Here is a 26954-nt window from a genome sequence, read left to right as displayed (position 1 = left end):
GAAGTTTAATTTGGAAAAGAGCAAGGAGTCTGTAAGCGAGGAGCGGAGCGTATACTAAATACGTGAGCATCCGAGGACTTACAAAGACGACGTAGCCAATTTTTCAAATTAAACGAGTATACTTTCCTCAAGATTTACTATTATTACAGGGGATTTATTTATTTCCTGTTTCAAGGTTTTACGGATTGTTCCTTTTATTGCTTCGATTACTTGTTCATCCGACAATGCTTTTTTAGCCTGTTTATTTTGAATGGTAACAAGTTCTTTAATATCATTTTTAATGAGGTTAACTAATGCCATATCCTCTTTCGGATCAAGCAGACCAGGCATAGACAACATTGGGTTTGCAGCAAGCAGCCCTTTTTTATTAATTACTACTGATGCTACCACGATACCCGACTCACGCATACGTCTTCTAGCTTTGAAAATCGGAGATTCGACGGGCAGTAAATAATTACCGTCTACAGCTAAATAACCGTTTTCAACCTTTGAAATTACTTTCGCATTATTAGGTTCAAGCAATACTACACTACCGTTTTCAACCTCTACTACCTGTTTTATGCCATTTTTCTTAGCAAGCTTAACATGTTCATGAATATGTACAGGCTCACCGTGAACAGGTATACAAATATTCGGTCTAATTAGAGAATACATTTTTTGCAGCTCGTCAATCGATGGATGTCCTGAAACATGCACAAAATGGTCACGTTCGGTAATAACTTCTACACCGGCTTTAACAAATATATTAAATAGCCTGAATATTTTCTTTTCATTACCCGGAATAATTTTTGAAGAAAAAATCATTGTATCCTTAGGAGCAAGTCTTATTGACGGATGAGCATTACTAGCTAATTTTGCGGTTGCTGCCATAGGTTCGCCTTGACAACCGGTAGCAATTACTAATAATTCTTCTCTTCTAAATCTACTAACATCACGTTCACTAATTAGAGGAGCAATATCTTTGAAATAGCCGCTTTCTTGAGCAGCAAGCATCATACGATGCAAACTTCTACCTGTTAAGACTACTTTTCTACCTGCAAGCCCTGCTGCATGAATTATTGTATCAAGTCTAGCTAAATTAGATGCAAAGGTTGAAACTACTACCATTTGAGGGCAGCCGGCTATGATATCTACTAAACTTTTTCTAACATCTCCCTCAGAACCTGAACTTCCTTTATTAAATACGTTAGTTGAATCACAAACAAGTGCAAGAACCCCTTCATCTCCATAAGATTTTAGAAGCTCCTCATCGGCTTTTTTACCGAGTACCGGGTCATTATCAAATTTCCAATCTCCCGTATGTAAAATATTACCTGCATCCGTACGAATCATAATTGCTTGCATTTCAGGAGCCGAGTGAGTCAGGGGCACCATCTCTAAGGAAAAAGGATCTAGATTTATTTTACTACCGGGTTTTACTTCGTGAATTTTTATATTTTTAGCAAAGTCATATTCATTTAAACGAATCTTTAAAAAATTTGCTGTGAAAGTAGTAGTATAAATAGGACATTTAAGGCTATTCCATAAATATTGGACACCACCTAAATGATCCTCGTGAGCATGAGTTAAAATCAGACCTACTATATCTTTTTTATATTTCTCTATAAAGCTACTATCGGCAATTATCATATCAACACCAGGTAAGTAGTCATCGGCAAAACCGCTACCGCAATCAATCATTAACCATTTACCTTTATAATGGTAAAGATTAAGATTCATACCTATTTCATTAGATCCTCCTAGCGGTACAAATAGCAGATCATTTTTATGATTTTTGATGTTGAATGATGACATAATTTAATTTAAATATTTATTTTATTACTTTATTCTTATAACTTATTATTAGTTAAGCGTCTATACATTAAAAAAGAAATTCATATAATGAATATAAATAAAATAGCATTAATTTATAACCAAAATTCCAAACATCTAGATATTATAGAGGAAATAAAAAAACTCTATAATTATTGTAAAATAGAGGAAGCAGAAGCAATTATCGTAATAGGCGGCGATGGAGAATTACTACATAATATTCACCGCTATATGAATCTTAATATCCCTTTTTATGGAGTTAATTTAGGAAGTCTCGGCTTTTTAATGAATCCTTTAGATACCAAGAATTTATTACAAAATATACATGAAAGTACAGTTTCTATTCTAAATCCTCTTCTTATGCAAGCTGAAGATATAAGCGGTCAAATATATACCGCACTTGCTATTAACGAAGTATCGATATTTCGTAAAACTAATCAAGCTGCTAAATTTAGAATAGACGTAAACGGAATAGAGAGAATGAGCGAATTAGTAGCAGACGGAGCTTTAGTTGCAACGCCTGCCGGAAGTAGTGCTTACAATTTATCTGCCGGCGGTCCTATTTTACCGCTTGATTCAAACATGTTATGCCTAACCCCTATCTGCTCTTTTAGACCGCGTAGATGGCACGGTGCTTTACTGCTTTCATCTGCTACAATTAAATTTGAAATACTTAATACAAATAAACGACCGGTAAATGCTACTGCCGACTTTCAGGAGTTTAATAATATCACGAATGTTACAGTTAAATCTACTAAGGATAAACCTATCAAACTACTCTTTAATAAAAACCATACGCTGGAAGATAGAATTATTAAAGAGCAATTCGGTGGATAGGCATTGCTAACTAAAGAGAGATAATAATAAAAAGCTCTATGTCATCCCGTGATTTATTCACGGGATCCAGTTAAAAATATCAATAATATTGATATTTTTAGTTGTTTTTCTGGATACCGTGGACAAGCCACGGTATGACACACCTCTATTTAGTTAGCAATGCTGGAGGATAATTATTAAAAAATATTAATAATTTTTTGACTAAGAATTAAATTAATGTATGATGCCTTGTTAAAAATAACTAGGCATTATATATGAAATCAAAAAAGTCTTCTATTAACTTTTCTGAAAATAACCATATTTTATGGTTACCGCTTGTTGGTGATATTATGTTACAAGGGACAACAACATATATCGAAGATAAAGTTAAAAAGTTTAAAATAGAAAATTATTTAGAAACTATAGAGAACGTAAAGGATTTAAAATTAGCTTTAGAAACAGCAAATATAGCAAGTAATAGACATAAAAAATTATAATTATGAAGACCTTAAAAGCCATAAATTATTTGAAGATTATACCATAAATCAAGATAAAACGGCTATAATTCACAAAAGCTATAAATCAGAAATTGAGTTTAAATTTGAACCTATATCATTTCAAAATCCTTTAGATCGTATTACTTATAAGTATAATGCACAAAAAAATATTTTCTTTATAGCAGTAGTAGAAAAAAATATTCAAAGATCTACTTAATACTGCCCCTGTAGTTTCAAAATTACTAAAAACTACAATAGATTATCCACAATATCTTCAATTCTTAGAACATATTGTAACATTTATAAAACCTGAAAAGCAACTTGAAGTTATAAAAAATTTAATAAATACAATAACTATAAATCTTATGAACTTAGCTCATTTTTCAGGAATATTAAGTAATGCTAAAGAATATGAAGCAGTAATAATAATACTTGAGTCTACACTACTTAATCCTCAGTTACCAACTTTAGTAAGTGACGGTGAAGAAAAAGAAGCTTTATATCGTTGTCGGACTAATCTGTGGTCAGCATATGTTAATACAAGAAATTTAGCATCAGCTGAAGAGCAATTATTGCTCATGTTAAAAGACAAACCAAATAATAGTAACTTCTATAATTTGTTTACGATTATAGGCTCAATGGAAAATTTACAGAAGCAGAGAATTTAATACAAAATGCTTCTAATGATATAAAAACTTTAGCAAAAATGATTTTGAATTCTAACGAAATTTCTCAATCTAACTTAAATTCAATTAATCAAAATAATTTACCTGATAATTGTAAAGGCATGTTACGCATCTTTCAATATATGGCTAAATATAATAAATATTCTACTTCTGAGAAAATTTTAAATAAAGAAAACCTAAGAGATGAGCTAATTAAAATTAGTAAGAGTGTTAATGAACCGTATACATTAGCTCAAATTGCATTAAAGACTAAACAATACGAACTAGCACAGCAGTTTTTAGAAAAAGTACCTCAAATAACTCTCTATCTAGATACACAAGTAAATAATACTTTTAAGGAATTAGAATTTTTACTAAACCCTGAAAAACATAGCAACCAAATCCATATAGAAAATCTTACCAATAAACTTCATTTTTCATCAGACCAAGCTATAAAAATAGTTGATAAGGTTAGCATCAGTTTGATTGCAGATAAGAAGTATAATCTAGCTTTAGAAAAAATTGATGAAGTTCTAAACCATGAGCCTCAAAATCAAGAAGTGCTTGAAAGAGGTTTAGAGGTTGCTTCATTAATTAACAATCAAGAAAAGATACACCCATATTCTAATCTCTTACCTAAAGATGATAACTATGAGATACCCAAAGAGTTATAGAAATCCATAAATATTATCAGTTAAGAAAAGAACAGGATTTATTTCATACTATACAACAAATTAATCGTCAGCAAGAAATTATTCCTAATAGTATATGGCATATTGCAAAAGAGCATGATATTACTACTAACGACGTTATTCCACTTGGTAAATATAGAGGTTTAGATTGTTACGGAAAAATTAGTGAAAAATTACAAGAAAAACTAGATAAGAATCAATATAATAAATTTATAGATGCCTTAACGAAAGGTATAATATATAGACAACAAGGGGCTAACGGCGTTAAATTTATCGGTAAAAAAGCAGTTGAAATTAAAATTGACGGTGACCAGCGTTTATTTACAAATATATTACATTCAAACGAACAAGGTGAATTACTGATAAATTTTGATCATCAAGGGAATCATAATGATGTAATAAAATTCGCCGGTGAACATCATCTAGAATTTCACCAAGATTTGTTATAGCTTTAATTGCTCTTTAATAATTCAATATTAAAGAGCAATTTGGCGAATGATTATTAAGATATAATATTTAATTATATTATATCCCCAACTAGTTCTTCCCCTAATAATTTTGATAATTCATATTCACTTGCTTCAGTCCAAGTTACAGGCGGCTCTTCATTCGGTAAACCGGTATCGTAACGATCATTAAATACTCTGACGGCTTGTTGAGTAATTTTATCAAAAGTACTTGTAGATTCTACTCCATAACCATATGCTTTTAACTTTGTTTGTAAAGTATCAACTTGTTCTCCAGTACTATCAGGACTTAATAATACTTTACTCTTTTGATCTTGCGTAGTCTCAAAATATCTACCAAAACCAGCTTCAGCTAATTCTTTCCAAGGAAATTTTGATCCAGGAGCTATATGAGCATTTCCTTCACGGTTTACAGTTACTTCACCAAGACCGACTAAATCATGTTTTAAATCTAAATCCGGATATCTTGTTGCTATATCTGCAAGAAAGCTTTTTAATTTCCCTATTTGCTCTTTAGAAAAATCGTTTTTTGCATCATTAATAAGCATATTTCCAATACCGAACTTATTAACACCTACTTCTCCTTTCCAACTACTCTTGCCCGCATAAAAAGCTTGATCTGTTAAATCGTTATGATATTGATATTGCGTTCCATCCTTATCAGTTATGTAATGAACACTTGCACCTCGTGTTTGTAAGGCTTCAAGAGTGGAATTAATATTATCACTTACAGAATAAGTAATAACTACACAGTTAGGTTTTACTCCTTCCGGTCTTGGAGCCATATATTTACCGTTTGGGCTATTTGTGTTACTGATACCGTTATTATTATCATTTGGCATAATATTTACCTCATATTTTTTTAATAAAAAGTTCAATCTCTGAACTATAGCACTAATTATTAGTATTAATTAATAACTAGGTCAAGAAATAATTAATTTTTATTAAGTAATTAGATAGGTAAAAGCAATAACATTTTACTCAAAAGGTTGGCGTAGGTTAATAGCGGCAGATAAGGTACCCTCATCTAAATAATCAAGTTCACCTCCGATAGGTATACCACTAGCTAGGCGAGAAATTTTGGCAGGATGTTCTTTTAAATATTCAGTAATAAAATACGCAGTAGTTTGACCTTCTAAAGTAGAATTAGTAGCAATAATAACTTCTTTAATATTTTCTGCAAAACATCTTTTAAGTAGTTCAGGCAACCGAAGTATGCTAGGATTTTGCCTACTAGCTGCCGATAAATTATGACCTAGTACGTGATATAAACCTTTAAAATTACCGCTACGCTCCATTGCCCATAGTTCAGCTACGGTTTCAACAACAGCAATAACCGATTTATCTCTATATTCCGAAGAACAAATACGGCAAATATTTTCCGTATCCATATTACTGCAAATCTCGCATTTTACTATTTTCTTATCTATCTCTACAAGGTTATTAATCAGGCTTTTTAACCTAACATCTTTGTCTTGTAGTAGATAAAGCACTATACGTCTTGCCGACCTAATACCAAGCCCAGGCAATTTGGAAAAAAGATAAATTAGCTGGTCTATATCATTATCATTTGTTTTATTCATAGTCAGGGTATATATCATTATAAATGAAGAGTTAGTATATGATACGAAGCCAATTTTTCAAATTCAGCGAGTACGTATTAAGACTTAATAACAATTGTTCCGGCTATCTTATCATGCAATGCTTGTTTTTTAGAAGAAAAAAGTATGAAAAAAATACCTATAGGAAAAGTCATATACCCTAAAAATCTTTTAATTAACTGCTTTAAAGTCGGACGATTTAATGTTACGGCATCTACGATTTTCATACGTAAAAACATTTTACTAAGCGTTGCACCTTTATAATACCAAAGCGTTACGAAATATGAGCCTATTACTAATATATTAGTAGCAAAAATTGAAATATTAAACAAAATATATTTATTAAAATTCCCTGCTTTAAGATATTCATAAAATTCCTGACTCATAACAGAGTTAAACATTTCATTGGGATTATGAAGATTAATGTTATTACTAAGGAAATAATCATTAAAGAACAACCATAATAAATTAAAAGAACAAAATTGTGATATTGGGATTGCTATAAAGGCAAATAATGATAAATCAAGTGCCGTAGAAAAAATTCGTGCTATAAAATCAGGATAAATAATTTGCTTTTTCATTGCCGGTTACTTTATTTTGGTGTTAGATAGTAGGGGTTACCGAAATCGTCATTGCGAGGATATGCGTAGCATTGACGCGGCAATCTCATAAAGTAATACCAATTCCTGAGATTGCCACGCTCTCTATGATCGCTCGCAACGACGATTAGTACCCCTAATCAAAATTCAATATATTACATTTATGAATCAATTTGAAGCATATAGTTTATTATTCGTTGATAGTTTTGTCTCAAATCTTGTTATCGGTTTTCAGAATGAATTAATATTTCATTCTATGAAAATGTTTGGGGGCTATAATAGTTTAATAATGCTGTTAGTAGCTATTTGTGCTTCTCTTAGCGGTAATGCAGTCAATTATATTTTTGGAATAATAGTTTTAAATATCTTTTATGCTTCCAAAAACGAACAAAATATCTTAAGACATAAAAATTTAACAAAATTATATTATAAATATGAGATATTTACAATTTTCTTAATGGCCTTTCCTTTTTGGGGATGCTTTATTTCTTTATTCTCTGGTTTTTTTAAAACAAAATTTCTAAAATTTTTAGGTATTGGTTGTTTGGCAAAAGCATGCTATTATGCTCTAAGTTTTGTGAACATTTCTAATTGATTTGCTATTTTGAGGTATTTTTTAGCGAAAATTAATAAGATTTTTGTAGGAATAGTTATTCATATTTCAAAAAAATCTTATAATTTGCAGCAAAAAATAACCAAAATTAAATCTTTTTAGAAAGGTTCACAAAACCTAAAATTGTATATATTTTAACTCATGAAAAAATTAACCAAAACTAATTCTCATAGACAACAAAAACTAGCAAGCATTATAAATGAAGCATTAATTGAGGTGCTAAGGTGCGGAAAAATGCTGGATAGTAGACTTTTTGATTGCCCTCTCACTATTACCAAAGTTATAGTTACTGCCGATTTAAAAATAGCTAATTGTTATTTCTTGCCTTTTAATACTAAATTAACAATAGATGAAATTATGGAAGCACTAAATAATTCCAAAAATGCTATCAGAAATTTTATTACTAATAAAATCAATATGAAATTCTCACCCGATATAAGGTTTCATTATGATCGCGGATTTGAAAATGCTATAAAAGTAGAAGAGTTACTAAAAAATATTAGTACTAGTAATTAAATACAGGTAGGTAGACGAGTATAGGTGCTAGGGGATAAACTTAATCATTGAAAACAATAATTATCCGTTATAATTAAAACTTAATGAATTAAGTTTCAGTATAACAGCCCCCTAGCATAAATGAACTAAAGGCTATGTGTTTTGCAACGATGGAGTTTAAACATCATTTACAAAACGACAATATCATAATAATTGAAATAATCAAGATATTTTAGTTGTCTTTTAAAATTTTTTTAAACTTTAAGTATAGCCAAAATAAAAATAATCCTTATTTTTATTAAATAACTTTAAAAGATTGTTTTTTTATATTAAAATATAAGAATCATCTTCAATAATAAAAATAAGTAAAAAATGTCCCCTCAAATAATAGAGCTATTAATTTTTGCCGCTATTGCCTTTTACATTATAAATAAATTAATTACGACTCTTGGTTCTACTTCGGAAGAAGATCCAACGAAACAAAAATCTTATTTTGGCGAACCCGTTATTAAAGACGTAACTCACAGTGTGGTTAAATCTAATAAAGAAAAAAATATTCCAACAGCCCAAGATATTAAGGTTTTTAAGGATATAATAGTAGAACATAATATAACAGCGGTCGTAGACGGGATGGAACAAATACATAAACGTCTTTATTCATTTGATCCGGTTAAATTTATAAATAACGCTAAAACTGCTTTCCAAATGATTATAGAAGCAGCGTATAAAAAAGATGCTCAAGAATTATCTGAGCTAATAGATAAAAGATATTTTGAAGAATTTGAAAAAATAGCCCCTACTTACGGTGATTTTTTTGACTCATCAGCTTTAAGTACAAGATATTCAGAAATTTACATGTTTGGCAACAATATTTTTATCAAATTACTATTCCAAGGTAAAAATGTAGTTGACAAAATTGAAGATTTAAAAGAAGAATGGACATTTACACGTAATGCTAATACTAAAGAAGTTGATTGGTTTTTAAGCAATATTGAGAGAGTGTAAATAAAATTCCACGTCATTGCAAGGAGCAAAGCGACGTGGCAATCTCGTGCTAAAGTCCTGAGATTGCTTCGTCGAAACTTGCAGTTTCTTCTCGCAATGACGGCTTAAATAACCTAACAAACCATTAGTAATGAGTAAAATTTTCTATATTATAGGCACTATATTAATAATAAGTGTCGGTATTTTTATGTTTCAAAAACAAACAGCAACAGATAACAATCAAATAATCCCAAGAAAAGTTTTATTCGGTAACCCTGATAAAGCAAGGGTTTCTCTAACCCACGACGGCAAATATATTCTATATATTGCACCGAAAGACGGTGTATTAAATATCTGGCTAGCCCCCTCAGATGATATTAGTAAAGCAGAAGCCATAACCCATGACAAAGGGCGTGGTATTTGGTCTTATGCTAAAGCTTATAATAATAAAAATATTTTATATACCCAAGATTTTAACGGTGATGAAAATGACCGAATTTATAGCTATAACATAGAGACAAAAGAGACAAAATTACTTACTCCTGAAAAAGGAGTTAAAGCCGGAATAGCAGGAGCAAGTCATAAGAAACCAAATGAGATATTAATATATTTAAATGAGCGTAATCCTGAATATTTTGATATTTACAAATTAAATCTAGATACTCTAGAAAAAGAATTAATTTATAAAAATGATAGATTTACTGATTGCGTAGTTGATGAAAATTTAAATTTAAGATTCGGTAGTTTACTAGATAAAGACGGAGCTGTTGAATATTATGAACTAAAAGACGGCGAACCTAAATTATATACTAAAATCTCAATGGAAGATTCTTTCAATACTTCTATACTCGGTTTTGATGCTAGCGGCGAAATTCTTTATATGCTTGAGGGGCGTAACCGCAATACTTCAGCCCTTAAGGCGATAACACTTGCTACAGGCAGCGAAGAAATATTAGCTGAAGATTCAAAAGCCGATATCGGCTTATTTACAGTTCATCCCACAAAACAAACTCCGCAAGCAGTATCTATAGATTATGATAGAGTCTCCTATAAAATATTAGATAAAGATATTGAAGATGATATTAAATATTTACAAGCTCTCGATCGCGGTGATTTAATTATTAATAGTAGGACGCTAGACGATAAAATTTGGATCATTGCTTATATGGCTGATAATGTACCGGTGAAATATTATAAATATGATCGGGCAAATAAAAAAGCCGAATTTTTATTTACTAATCGCAAAGAACTTGAGCAATATAATCTTGCTAAGATGATACCGGTAATTATCAAGTCACGTGACGGGCTTGATTTAGTTAGCTATATCACTTTTCCAAATGATGTAAAACTTGATGAAAATAATATTCCTGATAAAAAAGTACCGCTAATAATTAATGTTCATGGTGGACCGTGGGTTCGTGATAGCTGGGGATACAATCCTGAGCATCAATGGCTTGCAAATCGTGGTTACGCAGTTTTAAGTATAAATTACCGTGGTTCTACCGGTTTTGGGAAAGATTTCTTAAACGCCGGTAATTTAGAATATGCCGGTAAAATGCACACCGATTTAATTGACGGTGTTAACTGGACTATTAAGAATAATATAGTTGATTCTGACAAAGTTTGTATTATGGGCGGAAGTTATGGCGGTTATGCTACACTTGTCGGTCTTACCATGACCCCTGACATATTTGCTTGCGGTGTTGACGTTGTCGGTATGTCTAATTTATTAACTCATGTGCAATCTAAAGCTCCTTATATGACACCATTGTTAAGTATATATAAAACACGTATAGGACCTTGGGATACTGAAGAAGAAAAAGAGTTTTTAAGACAAAAATCACCGATTAATTTTGTTGATAATATCAAAAAGCCTTTATTTATAGCACAAGGTGCTCACGATGTGAGGGTCGTACAGGCAGAATCAGAACAGATTGTAAATAGCATGAAAGCAAAGCATATACCGGTAGTTTATGCACTTTACAAAGATGAAGGACATGGATTTGCAAAACCAGGTAATAGAATCTCATATTACGCTCTTGCCGAACAATTTTTAGCTAAGATTTTAAAAGGAAGAGCGGAGCATATAGGGGATGACTTAAAGAATGCTAATCTCATTCTGAATGATAAAGAAAAAATTAGCGGTACAGAGGCAGAAAAGATTATAGATACGGCAGTTGGGAATTAAGAACAAACTATTATACTGCGACTCGGTGTCATCCCGTGGCTTGACCACGGTATCCAGAAAAATAACTAAAAATATCAATGTTATTGATATTTTTAACTGGATCCCGTGAATAAATCACGGGATGACAAGAGGAAAATCGAGCCATGCAACAAGACCGGACAAGCCACGGGATGACAAATCGACAAAAAACTCTCTACTTTACAGTTTAAAGATTAATTATTATACTGTGCTTTAATTATTTAAATAAATTATTTAAAATGAATATTCATGAATATCAAGCAAAAGAGATTTTAAGAAAATACGGCGTACCTACCTCCACCGGACTAGTTGTTACGAAAACCGAAAAGATTAATGAAACCATAGATAAGTTAAATACGGAAGTATACGTGGTTAAAGCACAAATACATGCCGGTGGCAGAGGTAAAGCGGGCGGTGTTAAAGTTGTTAAGAGTAAAGAAGAAGCTAAGAAAGTTGCCCATGACATGTTCGGTATTAATTTAGTAACGCATCAAACAGGACCTCAAGGACAAAAAGTAAACCGTCTTTATATTGAATCAGGTTGTGATATTTTAAAAGAATATTATTTCAGTATCGTATTTGATAGATCAGCTAGCTGTATTACTTTCATAGCTTCTACCGAAGGAGGAGTTGATATTGAAGAAGTAGCAGAAAAAACTCCGGAAAAAATTGTTAAATTTTCTGTTGATCCTGCAACCGGTTTACAAGATTTTCATATGCGAGGTATAGCTTATGAGTTAGGCTTTAAGGATAACCAAGCAAAACAGATGAAAGAAATAGTAAAATCAGTCTATAATGCTTTTATTGAAACCGATGCAGCACAAATTGAAATCAACCCGTTAATTGTAAATAGCGACGGAAACTTATTAGCTTTAGATGCAAAAATTACTTTTGACGATAATGGCTTATTTAAGCATCCGAATATTACAGCAATGCGTGATCACGATGAAGAAGATCCTTTAGAAACTAGAGCGGCAAACGCAGGACTTAGCTATGTAAAAATGGATGGTAATATCGGTTGTATGGTTAACGGTGCCGGTCTTGCTATGGCTACTATGGATATTATTAAGCTTTACGGTGCTTCGCCTGCTAATTTCTTAGATGTTGGCGGCGGGGCTGATCGTGAGCGTGTAAAAGAAGCTTTAAAAATAATTTTATCTGATAAAGAAGTACAAGGGATTCTAGTTAATATTTTCGGTGGTATTATGCGTTGTGATATTATAGCGGAAGGGATTATTGCAGCAGCAAAAGACATAGGTATAAAAGTACCGTTAGTGGTTCGTTTAGCCGGTACAAACGTTGAAAAAGGGAAAGAAATTTTATCAAATTCCGGTTTAGAAATAATACCGGCCCATGATTTAGCAGATGCTGCAAATAAGATAGTTGAAGCGATACGGTAAAGTTGTAGGTGTCATTCCTGCGAAAGCAGGAATCCAGGGTAAAGCGAGATAAATCGAGCTTTTAATTTTAAAAACCTATTATGTATAACCTTTAAATTACTGGATTCCCGCCTACGCGGGAATGACATAATAACAATCCATGCAACAACGCTTTCAGTTGCTCGCAATGACGATGACGACACAAAAAAATAAAAACAATAAAAATTATTTAACATGGCAATATTAATAAATAAAAAAACAAAAGTTATCTGTCAGGGCTTTACTGGTTCACAAGGAACTTTTCACTCTGAACAAGCGATAGCTTACGGCACTAACATGGTTAGCGGTGTTACACCCGGCAAAGGCGGTCATACTCACCTTGATTTACCTGTATATAATACCGTACATGAAGCAAAAGCAAAAACCGGTGCAAATGCAAGCGTTATATATGTTCCGCCCGGCTTTACCGCTGATTCGATATTAGAAGCAATCGATGCCGAAATCGAAGTAGTAGTATGTATAACGGAAGGAATTCCGGTACTTGATATGGTGAAAGTAAAACGTGCTTTAGTCGGTTCTAAAACTAGATTAATCGGTCCTAACTGCCCTGGAGTTATCACACCGGGTGAATGTAAAATCGGTATTATGCCTGGGCATATTCATAAAAGAGGAACGATAGGTATTGTTTCAAGATCAGGTACTCTAACTTATGAAGCAGTAGCACAGACAACAGCCGTAGGACTTGGACAATCTACATGTGTCGGTATAGGCGGCGATCCTGTTAACGGCACTAATTTTGTTGATTGTATTGATATGTTTTTGAAAGATGATGAAACAAAAGCAATTATTATGATTGGTGAAATTGGCGGTAATGCAGAAGAAGATGCAGCCGAGTTTATCAAGCAATCAAAAATCAAGAAGCCTATTGTTAGCTTTATTGCAGGTATTACAGCACCTCCCGGTAAAAGAATGGGGCATGCCGGTGCTATTATTGCCGGAGGAAAAGGAAGTGCCGAAGATAAGCTTGAAGCTCTACAAAGTGCCGGCGTAACTATCACTAGATCCCCTGCCGATATCGGTAAAACTATGTTAGATTTACTGAATAAAAAAGGCTAATCATTATATACAATCATCATTGCGTGAGACATTCTATAGTACCGGGCAATTGTTAAAAAATCCTCGTCATTGCGAGAAGAATTACGCAGTAATTCGACGAAGCAATCCAGTTAAAAAATACTAAAAATTAGCATTTTTTTAATTATTTGCTGGATTGCCGCACTCACTTCGTTCGTTCGCAATGACGATTTGCAGGAATGACATCCTGAACACTCGTACATTGAACGCTCACGGATACGACGGTCAATTTCAAAAAGAGCAAGGAGTCTGCAAGGCGAGGAGCGGAGCGTATACTTAATACGTGAGCACCGCAGATCTTGCTAGACGACACCGCCAATTTTTGAAATTCACCGAGTATCCCTAATTTCTTTAACTAGTGGATAAACCATATTTAGTAACTGTGGAAAATCTATTAACCCGGGTATTAATTTTGAATCAATTATATACGCAGGTACTCCTTGGATTCTAAGGCTTTTAGCTATTTTCATATTTTGAATAATTAAATCTTTAATCTCATTGCTATCGGCAGTTTCTTCAATTTCCTTAGCATTTAAGCCATTCTCGGTTAATAATTCTTTTATAGATTCCTTAGAAACATCTCTTATTTTTATTAGTTCATCATGAACAGCTTTAAATTTACTTGGATTAACTTTATAAACGGCTAAAACTATTCTTGCCAGATATTCGGAAGCATCTCCAAGGATAGGTAGCGGTCGTAATATAACTTTAACTTTTGGATCGTTTTGCAATAATTCATTTATAGAAACATCGCCTTTTTTACAATAAGAACAATTGTAATCATAAAAAGCAATTATTGTTATATCACCGTCTTTATTTCCTATAATAGGAAAGCTTGTTCTATCTTCAATACCTAACTTATTATCTTTTAGATAGTTATTAACTTTAGTCTCATTTTCCTGTACTTTACGTTTTTGCAAGCCTTCTATTGATTCTATTATTATTTCCGGAGTTTTAAGCAAATAATCTTTGATTATTTCTTGGACTCTTTCCTCTTCACATTTCCTTGCATCCTCGCTTTGTTTAACCTCAACGGAAACCGGATTTGTAGAATAAGTTTTCATTGTTTTGAAAACAAATAAAACTCCTATCACAACTACAAATATAACCAATATTTTACCTATAATATGCTGCATAAATACCTATATTTAATTTTTATATTGTTTTTGCTTTGTTTAATGTCATTGTGAGCGGTCAAAGACCGCACGGCAATCTCAGGAATTTGGTACTAGATTGCTTCGTCGAATTACTACGTAATTCTTCTCGCAATGACGGAAAAAGCAAAACTCCTACTTCTGTCTTATTAATCTGCTCTGATCTCTTTTCCAATCTTTTTCTTTAATTGATTCTCTTTTATCATGTAATTTCTTACCTTTAGCAATACCAAGCTCGACTTTCACTTTATTTTTTTTATTAAAATACATAGAAAGAGCTACTAGCGTATAGCCTTTTATTCTAATTCTACCGATAATTTTCTTTATCTCTTTAGTATGCAACAATAATTTACGAGGTCTACGAGTAGAATGATTAAATCTATTCGCTTTCTCATATTCCGCAATATGGCAGTTATACAAAAATACCTCATGTCCGGTATCTGCCGCATGGCTTTCCTCTATAGAAACTTTGCCTTGACGCAGAGACTGTACTTCACTGCCCTTTAATACAATACCTGCTTCTAATCTTTCTTCAATAAAATAATTAAAAAGGGCTTTCTTATTTTGTGCAATAACTTTCTTATACTCGGTCATAATTTTATGGATAGTGATGTTATAATGTTTTCAATTTGTTTTTTAGCACTACCGCTTGCTTCAGTTAATGGGAGTCTAATTTCATTTTCACATAAACCTAAATAATATGCAGCATATTTTATCGGAATTGGATTAGATTCTACAAATAATGCTTTATATAAAGGCAGTAATTTCTGATGGATTTCTAATGCTCCTTTAGTGTCATTCTTATTCCATTTCTCCAATAACTTTTTACACATATCGGGAGCAATATTAGAAGCTACGGAAGTCCACCCTACCCCGCCTTGTGCGTTAAAAGCTAAGACTACTTCATCGTTACCGGTTAAAATGTTGAAATCCTTTTTAACTATTGCTCTAATCCGCAATGGACGTTCTAAATCTACACCGCAATCTTTTAATGCTAAAATACGCGGTAGCTTGCTAAGTTTTAATATCGTCTCATCAGAAAAATCTACTCCGCTTCTAGTTGGAGCTGAATATAACATAATAGGTAGATTACACGCTTCATGTAATACTTCAAAATGCTTATAAATCCCTTCTTGAGTAGGTTTTACATAAGATGGCGGACTAGCCATAAAACCATCAACCTTGATTTTTGTAGATTCCGCTGCAAGCTCTCTTGCATAAGCAGTATTATTTGATGAACATCCGCTTATTATAGGAATACGCTTATTAACGATTTCTACACTAGTTTGCAGTAATAACTTATATTCTTCAAAGCTTAAGCTACTACCTTCTCCGGTTGAGCCTGCAATTAATACTGCATCGACTTCATGCTTTATTTGATGTTTTAAAATTCTCTCTAAAGCATATAAGTCTAACTTATTATCTTTAAAAGGTGTTATAGTTGCGGTAATTAAACCTTTACATATATTGTTCATTGTTTTTTATTTTTTTATTAATTTGTCATTGCGAGGAAGGCTTGCTTGCGTAGATACCAAAATCGTCATTGCGAGGAGAAACGTAGTTTCGACGTGGCAATCTTGTCAAACATCCTGAGATTGCTTCGTCAAATTACTTCATAATTTTCCTCGCAATGACGGTTCGGGTATCCCACACAGCTCTTCCTACTCCCTAATAATACGCCCATATTCTTTTTTCAAACGATCTGCAATTTGATGATCATCGAAAGTAATCTTTTTATTGCCTAAATCTATAGAATCAATATTTTGTACCTCGATTGCCGTGCCTGTAACAAAACATCCGGTAAAATTCTCTATTTGCTCTAATTTCAAACGCTCTTCTTTTACTTCTAGACCTAAATCTTTTGCAATTTCAATAATAGTCTGTCTTGTTATACCGTTTAAAAATCTATCGGCAATTGGAGTATATAATGTTTTATCTTTAACAAAGAAAATATTTGTTGTAGTGCATTCAGCAATATATCCTTCATAATCAAATAATAAGGCATCATCATAGCCAAGAGCTTTAGCTTCTTTTTTACTCGTTATTGCCATATTATATTGAGCGGCGGATTTAGATTGTACCGGAGTGCTATCAGGTATTGCTTTACGCCAGCGACCTACATGCAAATTTATACCTTTCTCAAAAGACCTTGGCATTGATGGAATACCGGCAATCAAAAGATTAGTAGACAAATCAGGATTAGTAATATTTAGCGATTCGTCTCCGCACCAAATAAGCGGTCTTATATATGCATCCTTAATATTATTCTGTTTTATTACAAGTTCATGAGCTTTTATTATCTCGTCTACACTATAAGGTACTTTCAAACCTAATGCTTCTGCTGATTTTATTAATCTTTCCGTATGTTCTTTTAACTTAAAAACTTTGCCGTTATAAGCTCTCTCACCCTCAAACACCGATCCTGAATAATGCAGGCTATGAGTTAAAACATGAATCCTTGCGAATTGATAAGGAACTAAATCACCATTAATCCAAATATGCCAAAAAATTTGCTCTAGTTTTATCATTGTCATTAACCTATATTTATATTAAATTAAGATTTCTAAACGTCATTGCGAGCAGCCATAGGCTGCGTGGCAATCTCATGAAATAATGACAAACTCCTGAGATTGCTTCGTCACTATGTTCCTCGCAATGACGGAAAAGCTAACACCAATTTTCAAATTAAATGAGTATACATGCAACCACATAAAGCACATATTTTAATCGTAGATGATGATAGCAGAATATTAACACTTTTAAAGCAGTTTTTAAATAAAAACGAGTTTTTAGTATCAACGGCAAGCTCAGTCATAGAAGCTAAAAATCTATTAAAAACTTCTAATTATGATTTAATTATTTTAGATGTTATGTTACCTGAAATAACAGGGCTTGATTTTGCTACTACTATAAGGGATGCCGGTAATAATATTCCTATAGTTATGCTTACTGCTTTATCGGAAGCCGATGACCGTGTTAAAGGACTTGAAGCCGGTGCCTCTGATTATATAACTAAACCTTTTGAACCACGAGAATTATTACTTCGGATAAATAATTTAATTAATAATTATAATAACTTTAAAAAAGAAACGAATATAATTAAATTTGGCAATAATTTCTATAATTTTGATACAAAGGAATTCACTAAGAACGATCAAATCATATCTCTTAGCTCTACCGAACAAAAATTACTTGAGATATTAATAAAAAATTCCGGTAAATCTACTAGTCGTTTTGAACTTTCAAAAATTATGGGCGGGCTTAGTATGCGTTCTATCGACGTACAAATTACAAGAATAAGAAGTAAACTAGAAGATAATCCAAAAGAGCCGAAATATTTAAAAACCGTGCGTAATGAGGGCTATGCACTTTATATCTAAATTATTACCGAGAACATTATTTGTACGATTTATGTTCATTATAATCATTCCGATTTTAATAGGGCAAATTGTTGCTATATTTTTGTTTTACGATCGTCATTGGTATAATGTTTCATATTATACTAGTACTATTATTATTAATGAAATAGAATCACTGATTAAAGAACATAGAAATAATTCAAGAGAGATAACCCATTTATCGGAAAATTATCTTAATTTATCTTATCAATTTCAGCTTAATAAAAAGTTATCTATAAAACAACCTAAATTAAGTGAGCCTCTAACTATATTTAAAAATATTTTAGCTACAAAAATCCATGAAAAAAATATAGTTAAACTAAATAAAGAAAATAAAATCGAAGTATTTTTAGAATTAAAAGATGGAATATTATATATTACTTTTCCTGCAAAATTACTACTTAATCCTACAGTATATATATTTGTTTTATGGATTATATCTTTAACTGTTATATTACTTTCTGTTTCTATTATTTTCTCCAAAAATCAAATTAAATCAATACTCACTCTTGCGGATAGCATGGATAAATTTGGTCGAGGTGTTTTAAAAGGCAAAAATTTCAAACCTTCAGGAGCTTTAGAAATAAGAAAAGCAGGGCTTGCTTTTTTAAAAATGAAAGCCCGTATTGAAAAACAAATTACTAAAAGAACCACTATGCTTGCTATGATTTCGCATGACCTTAGAACTCCTTTAACAAGAATGAAGCTACAACTTGAATTGATGGAAGAAAGCGAAGAAATTGAAGGGTTAAAACAAGATATATTAACTATGCAGCAAATGATAAATTCTTATTTAGATTTTGCTAAAGGTGAAAGTACAGAAGAATTTGAAGAAATTTTATTATTACCTTGGATAGAACATTTTTTAAACAAATGGTTACATGTAGATATTGAATTTATAAAACTTAATAATATAGATAATTCAAAAGTACGAATTAAACCGAATTCTTTTGAAAGAGCCTTGTCTAATTTAATCGGTAACGCTATAAAATATGGAAATAAAATTAAAATATCTTTGACAGATAATTCATCTACGGTAGCTATAATTATTGAGGATAACGGTCCCGGTATAGATGATACGGAAAAACATCTTGTATTTAAACCGTTTTATAGATCGGATAAAGCAAGACAGCTTGATAATGCAAGTAACGTAGGACTTGGGCTTGCTATTACTAAAGAAATAATAAACGATCATAAAAGCTCTATTTATTTAGAGGATAGCAAGGATTTAGGCGGGTTATCGGTAAGAATCGAAATACCTAAAATATGAATACTGATATCATTGCGAGGAGAGGCAAAGCCTCGACGTGGCAATCTCATAAAGTAGGACTCCTGAGATTACCACGCTCCTTGCAGTCGCTCGCAATGACGGAAAATCTATTCATGCAGCAAAATTTAAAATATAAAATAATGACTAACATAAAACATTTAGCAATAATAATGGACGGTAATGCTCGTTGGGCAGTTCGGCATAACTTAACAAAATCTGAAGGACATAAGCTAGGTGCCGATAAAATTCGTGAATTACTGCCTGAGTTTATTAACCTTAATATACCTTATATAACTTTATATACTTTCTCTTCCGAAAATTGGCAACGTTCAAGCACGGAGGTAGATTTCTTAATAAAATTATTAAGTATTTATTTAAAAAATGAATTAAACAGTTTACATAAAAACGGCGTTAAAATAAAAGTAATAGGTAGGCTTAATTTATTAAGTAGCTCATTGCAAAAACAAATAAATAATGCTATAGAATTAACAAAAAATAATAATAAAATAACGCTTTGTATAGCTTTTAGTTATGGAAGTCGTCAAGAAATAGTTGATGCCTGCACAAAAATTATTGCAAGCGGTAAAAAAGAAATAAGTGAAAGCGATATAGGACACGCTTTATATGATCCTGAAATGCCGGATGTAGATTTATTAATAAGACCGAGCGGGGTCTATCGCATAAGTAATTTCTTGCTTTGGCAAGCAGCTTATGCTGAATTATATTTCTCACCCAAATATTGGCCCGATTTTAATAAAGATGATATAATAGAAGCTATAAATGATTACTCAAAAAGGAAAAGAACATTTGGCAAAAGATAAACAAAATATATATTTAAGAATCCTATCTGGTATAGTTTTAGTGCCGTTATTTGTTATAGCTATATTATGGTTTAAGCCTTTATTCTATATTTTAATGATATTAGTGGGTATGGGAATGTTAAGTGAATGGTATAATATGACCTATTCTTCTATTCCTTATCTATTAATCGGGCTAATTATTATTCCGATTCCTATAAGCCTATTAATATTTTTAAGTATGGAAGATACCAATAGATGGCTTATTATGCTTTATTTTTGCATAATTTGGTCGGTAGATAGTTTTGCAATGATTGGCGGCAAAACTTTTAAAGGAGCAAAACTTGCTCCAAAAATCAGTCCTAAAAAAACTTGGAGCGGTCTGATTACGGGAACATTATCCGCAGGTTTGGTTGCGGTATTAGTTAGTTTTATCCCAAACTTTCATATTGAAAATTACTATTTTGCAAATAAAATTTATTTGTTTATAATTAGTTATATATTAGCATTAATAGCTCAATCAAGTGATCTATTTATTTCATATTTTAAGCGAAAATTTAATATTAAAGATAGCGGTCATATAATACCCGGCCATGGAGGAGTTTTGGACAGATTTGATAGTATTATTTTAACCGCTCCGGTATTGTTTTTTATAAGTATACTCTAATCGTCATTGCGAGCAGCCGTAGGCTGCGTGGCAATCTCGTCAAACATCCTGAGATTGCTTCGTCACTACGTTCCTCGCAATGACGGAAAATTTGGTCCATTATAACTTATGATAATACATTTAAACAATCATTCTAAAAAAATAATTTTAAATATCTTTTTAGCTTTACTGCTTGGATATTTTGTTTTTCATTGCATATATGGTAACAAAGGGATTATTGCATATTTAAAAGTAAATAGGCAGCTTGAAAAAGCTTATGATGAACTAAAAGGCTTACGAGCAGAAAGAGTAGAACTTGAACATAACGTCAAATTACTCCGAACGGAATCGCTAAATAAGGATATGTTAGAAGAACAAGCAAAGAAAGTTTTAGGAGTAGCAGATCCTAAAGAACAGGTGTTTACAATAAAAGATACACCTAGTCAAAGGTAAACATCGTCATTGCGAGGAGCTGTAGGTCTTGTTTCATGACTTTTATGTCATTCCTGCGAAAGCAGGAATCCAAAAAAAGTATACATACAGCAAATTTTTGAAATTAAAATAAAAGCTTAGGTTATCTCGCTTTATGATGGATTCCTGCTTTCGCAGGAATGACATCCAAAACAACATTATTGATTAAAAGGAATTGAACATAATTTATGAACATTAAAATTTATCAAGACGACCTACCTAATAATTTTGAACTTGAAGGGGATATTGCTATAGATACCGAGACAATGGGGTTAAATCTACATAGAGATAAACTCTGTTTGTTACAATTTAGTAACGGCAACGGTGAAGCCCATCTTGTTCATTTTGTAAATCAAGATTATACTGCTCCTAATTTAAAAGCATTATTGTTAGATAAAACTAGATGCAAGATATTTCACTTTGCTAGATTTGATTTAGCAGCTATAAAAAAATATTTGAGTATAGATTTAGAAAATATCTTTTGTACTAAAATATCTTCAAAGCTCGTTAGAACCTATACTGATAGCCACGGTCTTAAGGATTTATGTCGAGAGCTACTTTCCATAAATATTTCCAAACAACAACAATCTTCTTACTGGGGAGCTAAAAATTTATCTCTGGAACAACAAGAATACGCAGCAAAAGATGTGCTTTATTTGCATCAGTTAAAAGATATTTTACAAAAAATGCTACTTAGAGAAAATAGGCTTGAACTTGCCCAAGATATTTTCCGCTTTTTACCGACAAGAGCTAATTTAGACCTTATAGGTTGGAATGAAATCGACATTTTCATGCATTAATATAAGTTAATAAATTGACTCTAGGTATAAAATCAGGCACATTATTTATAGGACTATTAACAGAATAGCTTTAAAATTATTTTGTTAACAGTCCCAATTAACAACTAAAATAGGGGATCTTTATGACTAATAAAATAACAAGCGAAACACTCTTAGGTTCAAATAAAACACTGAGTCTAGAGAAAGAAAAATATACTTTAGAGCCGAACAAAATTCTATCCATGACTCTAAGCGGTATATTTGAAGAAATAAGATCACAACCAAAAACAAAAAGCGATATACTTCCATTAGAATCAATATCAAAAGAAGAAAATACTTTGAATGTTGATAATAATGTAAATATTTTAGATGAAGACATAATTTTATCTATGACTCTAAGCAGTACATATGATGAGATACAAAAACAAGAAGAAACAAATATTGCGAGCAATATTCCATTAGAACCACTATCAAAAGAAGATACTTTAAGTGTTGATAATAATGTAAATGCTTTAAGTATTAATATTGTTGTAGCATTTTGTTGGTGGACAGTAAATTATATAATAGCATCAGTTGCAAATATTTGTAATTACCTTGTAGAGAATCCACTCCATCATGACACTGTTGCATCATCACATCAAGAAAAACTAGCGGGGGCTGACTCTGAAATGGATGTTATGGTCGGGATACTAGCATGTTAAAAAAATAATAACAGACGTTCGCCATTGCGAACAGGTATTGTCGGCGTGAATCGAAAGACGCATTCGGTGTCACCCCGTGGCTTGTCCACGGTATCCAGTAAATAACTAAAAATATTAATATTATTAGTATTTTTAACTAGACCCCGTGGTCAAGCCTATAGTACCGGACAATTTTTATTATATGTCATTCCCGCGAAAGCGGGAATCCAGTACTTTAAAGCTTTTTTAAAGTTTTACCCTAAAAAAACGATATAATAAAAAATCTTTAAAATTAAGATTTTTTAGCCTGGATCCCCGCTTTCGCGAGGATGACATCGAGGACTTTTTAAAAATTGTCCGGTACTATAGGTCAAGCCACGGGGGTAACACCGAGTAGGCCTTTTCACAAGCACTATTCAAACAATAATATTCACAATTTTACGAGGAACGAGAATAATCCTCTTCGGCTCTTTTCCTTCTAAAAACTTTTGTACCTTTGGCAGATTAACGGTAATTTGCTTTATTTCATCTTCACTTGCGGCAGTTTTAAACTCATAGGTATCACGGAGTTTGCCGTTAACCTGCACTGCCATAATATATGTATATAACTCTAACATTGATTCATCAAATGCAGGAAAAGCTGAATTATATAACCGCTCTTCATTGCCGAGCTTCTGCCAAATTTCTTCCGTAATATGCGGGATAAAAGGGTTTAGTAGCTGAACTAAAACATTAAAGCCGTATCTTACGGTTTTAACATCAACCGCTTCTTTATTAAGCTCAGCAGATATAGCATTAGAAAGCTCACGCATACGTGCTATTGCTCTATTTAGGGCAAAATGCTTTATATCGTCTGCGACGTGCTTTATGGTAAAATGCACTAATCTATTGAGTTCCTTGTTAATTTCGCTATTCACGTCATCTTTTAAAGAAGCTATCGCCTCAAACATATGCTCAAGCTTATTAATAAAACGTGAGCAGCCTTCAATACCGCTTACCGACCATTCTAGATCTTTCTCAGGCGGACTATCGGATAATACAAAAAGCCTAATAGCATCAGCCCCATATTGCTCTTGCATCGTCTCAAGATCGATGAGATTCTTTTTAGACTTACTCATCTTTTCAATGCGTCCCTGCACTACTCTATTATTGCTTTCCTTATGAAAAAATTCATTACCTTTTTTAACTACTTCTTCAGGATATAACCAATTATTATGCTCGTCTTTATAGGTAGCATGCAGCACCATTCCTTGAGTAAATAACCCTTTAAAAGGCTCTCGAACGCTTACGTAATTCTGCTCGTTCATTACTTTTATGAAAAACCTTGCATATAATAGATGCATTACTGCATGTTCTATACCGCCTATATATTTATCCACCGGTAGCCAATAATCACAAGCTTTTTTATCGGTCATCTCTGTAGCATTGCTATTGCAATATCTCGTAAAATACCAAGATGACTCGAAAAATGTATCAAAAGTATCGGTTTCACGAATAGCCGACTTATCGCATTTCGGACAATTAACATGTTTCCAACTAGGATGATGATCAAGCGGATTACCGTGACCGTCAAAACTAACATCATCAGGTAACGTAACGGGTAAGTCACTGCACGGTACGGGAACTATACCGCAAGCTTCGCAGTGAATCATAGGAATAGGACATCCCCAAAAACGTTGACGAGAAATCCCCCAATCTTTTAGACGATAATTTACACTGCGTTTACCTATGCCTAGTTTCTCAAATTCATCGATTACTTTTTGTTTTGCTTCATTACTAGTTAAGCCGTTTAGAAAATCTGAGTTAACCAAAATTCCATCTTCCGTATAAGCGGTCTTTTGTACATCAATATCCGTTTCAATTACCTGCTTAATAGGCAAATTCATTTTAACAGCTAATTCATGGTCACGTTCGTCATGAGCAGGACAACCAAAAACAGCACCAGTGCCGTAATCCATTAACACAAAATTCGTAATAATAACCGGTAAAACTATATTTGAATCGAAAGGATGAATGACATAAAGACCGGTAAAGACTCCCTCTTTTTCAGCCTTTTCTAGTTCGCTACTTCCTGTAATATGCGAACATTTAGTTATAAAACTCAATATTTCAGGTGTCTTAGAAATTAATTTCTCTATTATCGGATGATTAAAGGCAATTCCTATAAAACCAGCTCCGAAAATAGTTTCAGGTTTGGTTGAGAATACCTCTATAGTATTATCTTCATTATCCTTAATTTTGAAATGAAAATTAGCACCTATTGATTTACCTATCCATTTCTCTTGCATAGAGCGAACGGCTTCAGGCCACTCTTTTAAATTCTGAATTTCATTTAATAACTCTTCAGCATAATCGGTGATTTTTAAGAACCATTGCTTTAAATAACGCTTCTCAACAATTGTACCTGAACGCCAACCACGCCCGTCTACAACTTGCTCATTTGCAAGAACGGTATTATCAACCGGATCCCAATTAACAAGCGATTCTTTTTGATAAGCAAGATTTCTCTCATAAAGCTCTAAAAAAAATTTCTGCTCATGTTTATAATACTGCGGATCACAACTATTTATCTCTCTAGACCAATCATAAGAAAAGCCCATAGATTTTAGCTGCTTTTTCATATTTTCGATATTAGAATAAGTCCAATCTTTCGGATGAGAATTATTTTTTATTGCGGCATTTTCGGCAGGTAGCCCAAAAGCATCCCAGCCCATCGGATGAAGCACGTTAAAACCTTGCATAGTCATAAACCTTGCAATAACATCACCTATAGAATAGTTGCGTACGTGACCTACATGGATTTTACCGGAAGGATAAGGCAACATTTCAAGTACGTAATATTTTGGCTTGTTACTCTCGTTTGATACCTCAAAAGCTTTTTCATCATGCCAAATTTGTTGCCATTTTTGTTCTATTTGATTCATATTTTTTTATAATTTATATACTGAGTCGTCATAGGATTTATTGCATGGATCAGTTGTCTCGTCATTGCGAAGAGATGCGTAGCATCGATGCGGCAATCTCAGAAGTTTTATACTACTTCACGATATTGCCACGTCGCTTCTCTCCTCGCAATGACGGGTTGGGTAATACCTCTTCACAATGACGGAGTCATTACCTCGCACTATTAATATATATATCTCTAGCTTTTCTTAAAATTTTATCTTCAAGCGTGATAGCAAGATTTGAGGTGTTTTCATTAAGTACCCATTGTTTATTTTTAAGCATTTCTTCAAATACTTTCACTTCAATTGAATCAGGGCTTATTACATCGTCTTTGATAAATATATTGATTTTAAATCGAAAATTAGGATTAGAGCGTGGGCTATACCATTCCGTAATAATCACACCGCCGTTTGAGTCAGCTGATGCAAGAGGAGCAAAACTTATAGTCTCTAATGCTGCTTGCCAAAGATATTTATTAACCGAGCCTCCTACAGCTTTAGTAGATTCGTTTTTTACCCTGCCCGGTCTAAAAACTAATCCTTCTTCACCTGCTATAGAACCTACTTCGTCCCATTTCTGCTCTCGTTCTGTTTTTGGATAATCATCCGCTAAGATACTAGTACTTATTGCACTAAGTATAATTACAAAAAATAATCCGATAATTTTTTTCATAACCAATATTTAATTAGGGTGCTTGAGGGAAATAATAGAGAAGCTTTGGCTATTAGTCAAAATTATTTGAACTAATTATATGTCATTCTCACCGTCTTTTATGTCATTCCTATACCCCTCTATGTCATTCATAGCTAGAAGCGGGAATCTTTCGGTGTCATACTGCGACTTGTTAGCTAGA

Annotated in this window: 27 protein-coding genes and 1 pseudogene; 18 read left to right on the top strand and 10 right to left on the bottom strand. The window is 32.6% G+C overall.

Translation table 11 applies throughout. The annotated features are described in order from the left end of the window. The first annotated feature begins 10 nt into the window (after positions 1-10). Positions 11-112: pseudogene (locus ACE38Q_RS02210) on the top strand (palindromic element RPE5 domain-containing protein). On the opposite strand, the gene ACE38Q_RS02205 reads toward ACE38Q_RS02210, so the two are convergent. Further along, positions 109-1794: a ribonuclease J gene (locus ACE38Q_RS02205; RefSeq protein WP_500189935.1), complete on the bottom strand. Its 1686-nt coding sequence runs from the start codon at positions 1792-1794 to the stop codon at positions 109-111. The pseudogene ACE38Q_RS02210 and the gene ACE38Q_RS02205 sit on opposite strands and share 4 nt — an antisense overlap. 87 nt (positions 1795-1881) lie before the next feature. Between ACE38Q_RS02205 and ACE38Q_RS02200 the strand changes: the two genes are divergently transcribed. The 4 genes from ACE38Q_RS02200 (at position 1882) to ACE38Q_RS02185 (ending at position 4464) form a co-directional block, all read left to right on the top strand. Then, on the top strand, positions 1882-2649 hold the full coding sequence (locus ACE38Q_RS02200) for an NAD kinase (protein ID WP_500189934.1): 768 nt from the start codon (positions 1882-1884) through the stop codon (positions 2647-2649). 254 nt (positions 2650-2903) lie between these two features. Further along, positions 2904-3125, top strand: a complete 222-nt coding sequence (locus tag ACE38Q_RS02195) for a hypothetical protein (RefSeq protein WP_500189933.1) — start codon at positions 2904-2906, stop codon at positions 3123-3125. A 365-nt stretch (positions 3126-3490) separates the two neighbouring features. Further along, positions 3491-3793: a hypothetical protein gene (locus ACE38Q_RS02190; RefSeq protein WP_500189932.1), complete on the top strand. Its 303-nt coding sequence runs from the start codon at positions 3491-3493 to the stop codon at positions 3791-3793. A 38-nt stretch (positions 3794-3831) separates the two neighbouring features. Then, the gene (locus ACE38Q_RS02185) at positions 3832-4464 is read left to right on the top strand and encodes a hypothetical protein (protein ID WP_500189931.1); all 633 of its coding nucleotides are present in this window, start codon (positions 3832-3834) and stop codon (positions 4462-4464) included. A gap of 538 nt (positions 4465-5002) precedes the next feature. Here the strand turns inward: ACE38Q_RS02185 and ACE38Q_RS02180 are convergent. The 3 genes from ACE38Q_RS02180 to ACE38Q_RS02170 all read right to left on the bottom strand — a co-directional run bounded on the left by ACE38Q_RS02180 (position 5003) and on the right by ACE38Q_RS02170 (position 7131). Beyond that, positions 5003-5791, bottom strand: coding sequence for an N-acetylmuramoyl-L-alanine amidase (locus tag ACE38Q_RS02180; protein ID WP_500189930.1), 789 nt, complete (start codon positions 5789-5791; stop codon positions 5003-5005). 135 nt (positions 5792-5926) lie between these two features. After that, the gene (gene recR, locus ACE38Q_RS02175; protein ID WP_500189929.1) at positions 5927-6532 is read right to left on the bottom strand and encodes a recombination mediator RecR; all 606 of its coding nucleotides are present in this window, start codon (positions 6530-6532) and stop codon (positions 5927-5929) included. A gap of 77 nt (positions 6533-6609) precedes the next feature. Further along, positions 6610-7131 carry an RDD family protein gene (locus ACE38Q_RS02170; protein WP_500189928.1) on the bottom strand — a complete coding sequence of 174 codons (522 nt, stop codon included), beginning with the start codon at positions 7129-7131 and terminating at the stop codon, positions 6610-6612. A 181-nt stretch (positions 7132-7312) separates the two neighbouring features. Here ACE38Q_RS02170 and ACE38Q_RS02165 point away from each other — a divergent pair, with 181 nt between their 5' ends. The 6 genes from ACE38Q_RS02165 to sucD all read left to right on the top strand — a co-directional run bounded on the left by ACE38Q_RS02165 (position 7313) and on the right by sucD (position 13942). Further along, the gene (locus tag ACE38Q_RS02165) at positions 7313-7744 is read left to right on the top strand and encodes a YqaA family protein (protein ID WP_500189927.1); all 432 of its coding nucleotides are present in this window, start codon (positions 7313-7315) and stop codon (positions 7742-7744) included. A 159-nt stretch (positions 7745-7903) separates the two neighbouring features. Then, positions 7904-8278: a 30S ribosome-binding factor RbfA gene (gene rbfA / locus ACE38Q_RS02160; RefSeq protein ID WP_500189926.1), complete on the top strand. Its 375-nt coding sequence runs from the start codon at positions 7904-7906 to the stop codon at positions 8276-8278. A 351-nt stretch (positions 8279-8629) separates the two neighbouring features. Then, on the top strand, positions 8630-9262 hold the full coding sequence (locus tag ACE38Q_RS02155; protein WP_500189925.1) for a Tim44/TimA family putative adaptor protein: 633 nt from the start codon (positions 8630-8632) through the stop codon (positions 9260-9262). A 130-nt stretch (positions 9263-9392) separates the two neighbouring features. Continuing rightward, a complete protein-coding gene (locus tag ACE38Q_RS02150; protein WP_500189924.1) occupies positions 9393-11429 on the top strand; it encodes a S9 family peptidase in 2037 nt (678 codons plus the stop codon). 257 nt (positions 11430-11686) lie between these two features. Further along, positions 11687-12847 (top strand): ADP-forming succinate--CoA ligase subunit beta, encoded by a 1161-nt coding sequence (gene sucC, locus ACE38Q_RS02145; RefSeq protein WP_500189923.1) that lies wholly within the window; start codon positions 11687-11689, stop codon positions 12845-12847. Between the two features lie 213 nt (positions 12848-13060). Beyond that, positions 13061-13942: a succinate--CoA ligase subunit alpha gene (gene sucD / locus ACE38Q_RS02140; protein WP_500189922.1), complete on the top strand. Its 882-nt coding sequence runs from the start codon at positions 13061-13063 to the stop codon at positions 13940-13942. Between the two features lie 347 nt (positions 13943-14289). Here sucD and ACE38Q_RS02135 read toward each other — a convergent pair whose 3' ends face one another. The 4 genes from ACE38Q_RS02135 to ACE38Q_RS02120 form a co-directional block, all read right to left on the bottom strand. Beyond that, complete coding sequence (locus ACE38Q_RS02135) at positions 14290-15096, bottom strand: DsbA family protein (protein ID WP_500189921.1); 807 nt, start codon at positions 15094-15096, stop codon at positions 14290-14292. Between the two features lie 153 nt (positions 15097-15249). Then, positions 15250-15708, bottom strand: coding sequence for an SsrA-binding protein SmpB (gene smpB, locus ACE38Q_RS02130; protein WP_500189920.1), 459 nt, complete (start codon positions 15706-15708; stop codon positions 15250-15252). Next, a complete protein-coding gene (dapA, locus tag ACE38Q_RS02125) occupies positions 15705-16589 on the bottom strand; it encodes a 4-hydroxy-tetrahydrodipicolinate synthase (protein ID WP_500189919.1) in 885 nt (294 codons plus the stop codon). The genes smpB and dapA overlap by 4 nt, the downstream gene beginning before the upstream one ends. Before the next feature lie 186 nt (positions 16590-16775). Continuing rightward, the gene (locus tag ACE38Q_RS02120) at positions 16776-17648 is read right to left on the bottom strand and encodes a branched-chain amino acid transaminase (RefSeq protein WP_500189918.1); all 873 of its coding nucleotides are present in this window, start codon (positions 17646-17648) and stop codon (positions 16776-16778) included. Positions 17649-17813: 165 nt separating this feature from the next. On the opposite strand from ACE38Q_RS02120, the gene ACE38Q_RS02115 reads away from it, so the two are divergent. The 7 genes from ACE38Q_RS02115 to ACE38Q_RS02085 all read left to right on the top strand — a co-directional run bounded on the left by ACE38Q_RS02115 (position 17814) and on the right by ACE38Q_RS02085 (position 23176). Further along, positions 17814-18494 (top strand): response regulator transcription factor, encoded by a 681-nt coding sequence (locus tag ACE38Q_RS02115; protein ID WP_500189917.1) that lies wholly within the window; start codon positions 17814-17816, stop codon positions 18492-18494. Further along, positions 18478-19782 carry an ATP-binding protein gene (locus tag ACE38Q_RS02110; RefSeq protein ID WP_500189916.1) on the top strand — a complete coding sequence of 435 codons (1305 nt, stop codon included), beginning with the start codon at positions 18478-18480 and terminating at the stop codon, positions 19780-19782. Before ACE38Q_RS02115 ends, ACE38Q_RS02110 begins: the two co-directional genes overlap by 17 nt. 113 nt (positions 19783-19895) lie before the next feature. Continuing rightward, positions 19896-20603 carry a polyprenyl diphosphate synthase gene (gene uppS, locus ACE38Q_RS02105; RefSeq protein WP_500189915.1) on the top strand — a complete coding sequence of 236 codons (708 nt, stop codon included), beginning with the start codon at positions 19896-19898 and terminating at the stop codon, positions 20601-20603. Continuing rightward, positions 20563-21246, top strand: coding sequence for a phosphatidate cytidylyltransferase (locus ACE38Q_RS02100; RefSeq protein WP_500189914.1), 684 nt, complete (start codon positions 20563-20565; stop codon positions 21244-21246). Before uppS ends, ACE38Q_RS02100 begins: the two co-directional genes overlap by 41 nt. Positions 21247-21354: 108 nt before the next feature. After that, on the top strand, positions 21355-21678 hold the full coding sequence (locus ACE38Q_RS02095) for an FtsB family cell division protein (RefSeq protein ID WP_011270984.1): 324 nt from the start codon (positions 21355-21357) through the stop codon (positions 21676-21678). 206 nt (positions 21679-21884) lie between these two features. Then, complete coding sequence (locus tag ACE38Q_RS02090) at positions 21885-22496, top strand: ribonuclease D (protein ID WP_500189913.1); 612 nt, start codon at positions 21885-21887, stop codon at positions 22494-22496. Between the two features lie 122 nt (positions 22497-22618). Continuing rightward, a complete protein-coding gene (locus ACE38Q_RS02085) occupies positions 22619-23176 on the top strand; it encodes a hypothetical protein (protein ID WP_500189912.1) in 558 nt (185 codons plus the stop codon). A gap of 395 nt (positions 23177-23571) precedes the next feature. On the opposite strand, the gene leuS is transcribed toward ACE38Q_RS02085, so the two are convergent. Further along, entirely contained in the window at positions 23572-26079 is a 2508-nt protein-coding gene (gene leuS / locus ACE38Q_RS02080; protein WP_500189911.1) for a leucine--tRNA ligase, read from the bottom strand. Between the two features lie 190 nt (positions 26080-26269). Further along, positions 26270-26773, bottom strand: a complete 504-nt coding sequence (locus tag ACE38Q_RS02075; RefSeq protein WP_008579838.1) for a DUF3576 domain-containing protein — start codon at positions 26771-26773, stop codon at positions 26270-26272. Between the last annotated feature and the right edge of the window lie 181 nt (positions 26774-26954).

The sequence above is a fragment of the Rickettsia endosymbiont of Thecocarcelia acutangulata genome (genome assembly GCF_964263195.1).
Classification (GTDB): domain Bacteria; phylum Pseudomonadota; class Alphaproteobacteria; order Rickettsiales; family Rickettsiaceae; genus Rickettsia; species Rickettsia felis.
The sequence above is the reverse complement of the archived record's forward strand: the minus strand, read 5'-3'. Positions and strand labels throughout refer to the sequence as shown.

Bases quoted from the DNA above. Each gene is read 5' to 3' on its own strand.
- ACE38Q_RS02205 (WP_500189935.1), bottom strand. From the start codon at position 1,794: ATGTCATCATTCAACATCAAAAATCATAAAAATGATCTGCTATTTGTA.
- ACE38Q_RS02200 (WP_500189934.1), top strand. From the start codon at position 1,882: ATGAATATAAATAAAATAGCATTAATTTATAACCAAAATTCCAAACAT.
- ACE38Q_RS02195 (WP_500189933.1), top strand. From the start codon at position 2,904: ATGAAATCAAAAAAGTCTTCTATTAACTTTTCTGAAAATAACCATATT.
- ACE38Q_RS02190 (WP_500189932.1), top strand. From the start codon at position 3,491: ATGAACTTAGCTCATTTTTCAGGAATATTAAGTAATGCTAAAGAATAT.
- ACE38Q_RS02185 (WP_500189931.1), top strand. From the start codon at position 3,832: ATGATTTTGAATTCTAACGAAATTTCTCAATCTAACTTAAATTCAATT.
- ACE38Q_RS02180 (WP_500189930.1), bottom strand. From the start codon at position 5,791: ATGCCAAATGATAATAATAACGGTATCAGTAACACAAATAGCCCAAAC.
- recR (WP_500189929.1), bottom strand. From the start codon at position 6,532: ATGAATAAAACAAATGATAATGATATAGACCAGCTAATTTATCTTTTT.
- ACE38Q_RS02170 (WP_500189928.1), bottom strand. From the start codon at position 7,131: ATGAAAAAGCAAATTATTTATCCTGATTTTATAGCACGAATTTTTTCT.
- ACE38Q_RS02165 (WP_500189927.1), top strand. From the start codon at position 7,313: ATGAATCAATTTGAAGCATATAGTTTATTATTCGTTGATAGTTTTGTC.
- rbfA (WP_500189926.1), top strand. From the start codon at position 7,904: ATGAAAAAATTAACCAAAACTAATTCTCATAGACAACAAAAACTAGCA.
- ACE38Q_RS02155 (WP_500189925.1), top strand. From the start codon at position 8,630: ATGTCCCCTCAAATAATAGAGCTATTAATTTTTGCCGCTATTGCCTTT.
- ACE38Q_RS02150 (WP_500189924.1), top strand. From the start codon at position 9,393: ATGAGTAAAATTTTCTATATTATAGGCACTATATTAATAATAAGTGTC.
- sucC (WP_500189923.1), top strand. From the start codon at position 11,687: ATGAATATTCATGAATATCAAGCAAAAGAGATTTTAAGAAAATACGGC.
- sucD (WP_500189922.1), top strand. From the start codon at position 13,061: ATGGCAATATTAATAAATAAAAAAACAAAAGTTATCTGTCAGGGCTTT.
- ACE38Q_RS02135 (WP_500189921.1), bottom strand. From the start codon at position 15,096: ATGCAGCATATTATAGGTAAAATATTGGTTATATTTGTAGTTGTGATA.
- smpB (WP_500189920.1), bottom strand. From the start codon at position 15,708: ATGACCGAGTATAAGAAAGTTATTGCACAAAATAAGAAAGCCCTTTTT.
- dapA (WP_500189919.1), bottom strand. From the start codon at position 16,589: ATGAACAATATATGTAAAGGTTTAATTACCGCAACTATAACACCTTTT.
- ACE38Q_RS02120 (WP_500189918.1), bottom strand. From the start codon at position 17,648: ATGACAATGATAAAACTAGAGCAAATTTTTTGGCATATTTGGATTAAT.
- ACE38Q_RS02115 (WP_500189917.1), top strand. From the start codon at position 17,814: ATGCAACCACATAAAGCACATATTTTAATCGTAGATGATGATAGCAGA.
- ACE38Q_RS02110 (WP_500189916.1), top strand. From the start codon at position 18,478: ATGCACTTTATATCTAAATTATTACCGAGAACATTATTTGTACGATTT.
- uppS (WP_500189915.1), top strand. From the start codon at position 19,896: ATGCAGCAAAATTTAAAATATAAAATAATGACTAACATAAAACATTTA.
- ACE38Q_RS02100 (WP_500189914.1), top strand. From the start codon at position 20,563: ATGATTACTCAAAAAGGAAAAGAACATTTGGCAAAAGATAAACAAAAT.
- ACE38Q_RS02095 (WP_011270984.1), top strand. From the start codon at position 21,355: ATGATAATACATTTAAACAATCATTCTAAAAAAATAATTTTAAATATC.
- ACE38Q_RS02090 (WP_500189913.1), top strand. From the start codon at position 21,885: ATGAACATTAAAATTTATCAAGACGACCTACCTAATAATTTTGAACTT.
- ACE38Q_RS02085 (WP_500189912.1), top strand. From the start codon at position 22,619: ATGACTAATAAAATAACAAGCGAAACACTCTTAGGTTCAAATAAAACA.
- leuS (WP_500189911.1), bottom strand. From the start codon at position 26,079: ATGAATCAAATAGAACAAAAATGGCAACAAATTTGGCATGATGAAAAA.
- ACE38Q_RS02075 (WP_008579838.1), bottom strand. From the start codon at position 26,773: ATGAAAAAAATTATCGGATTATTTTTTGTAATTATACTTAGTGCAATA.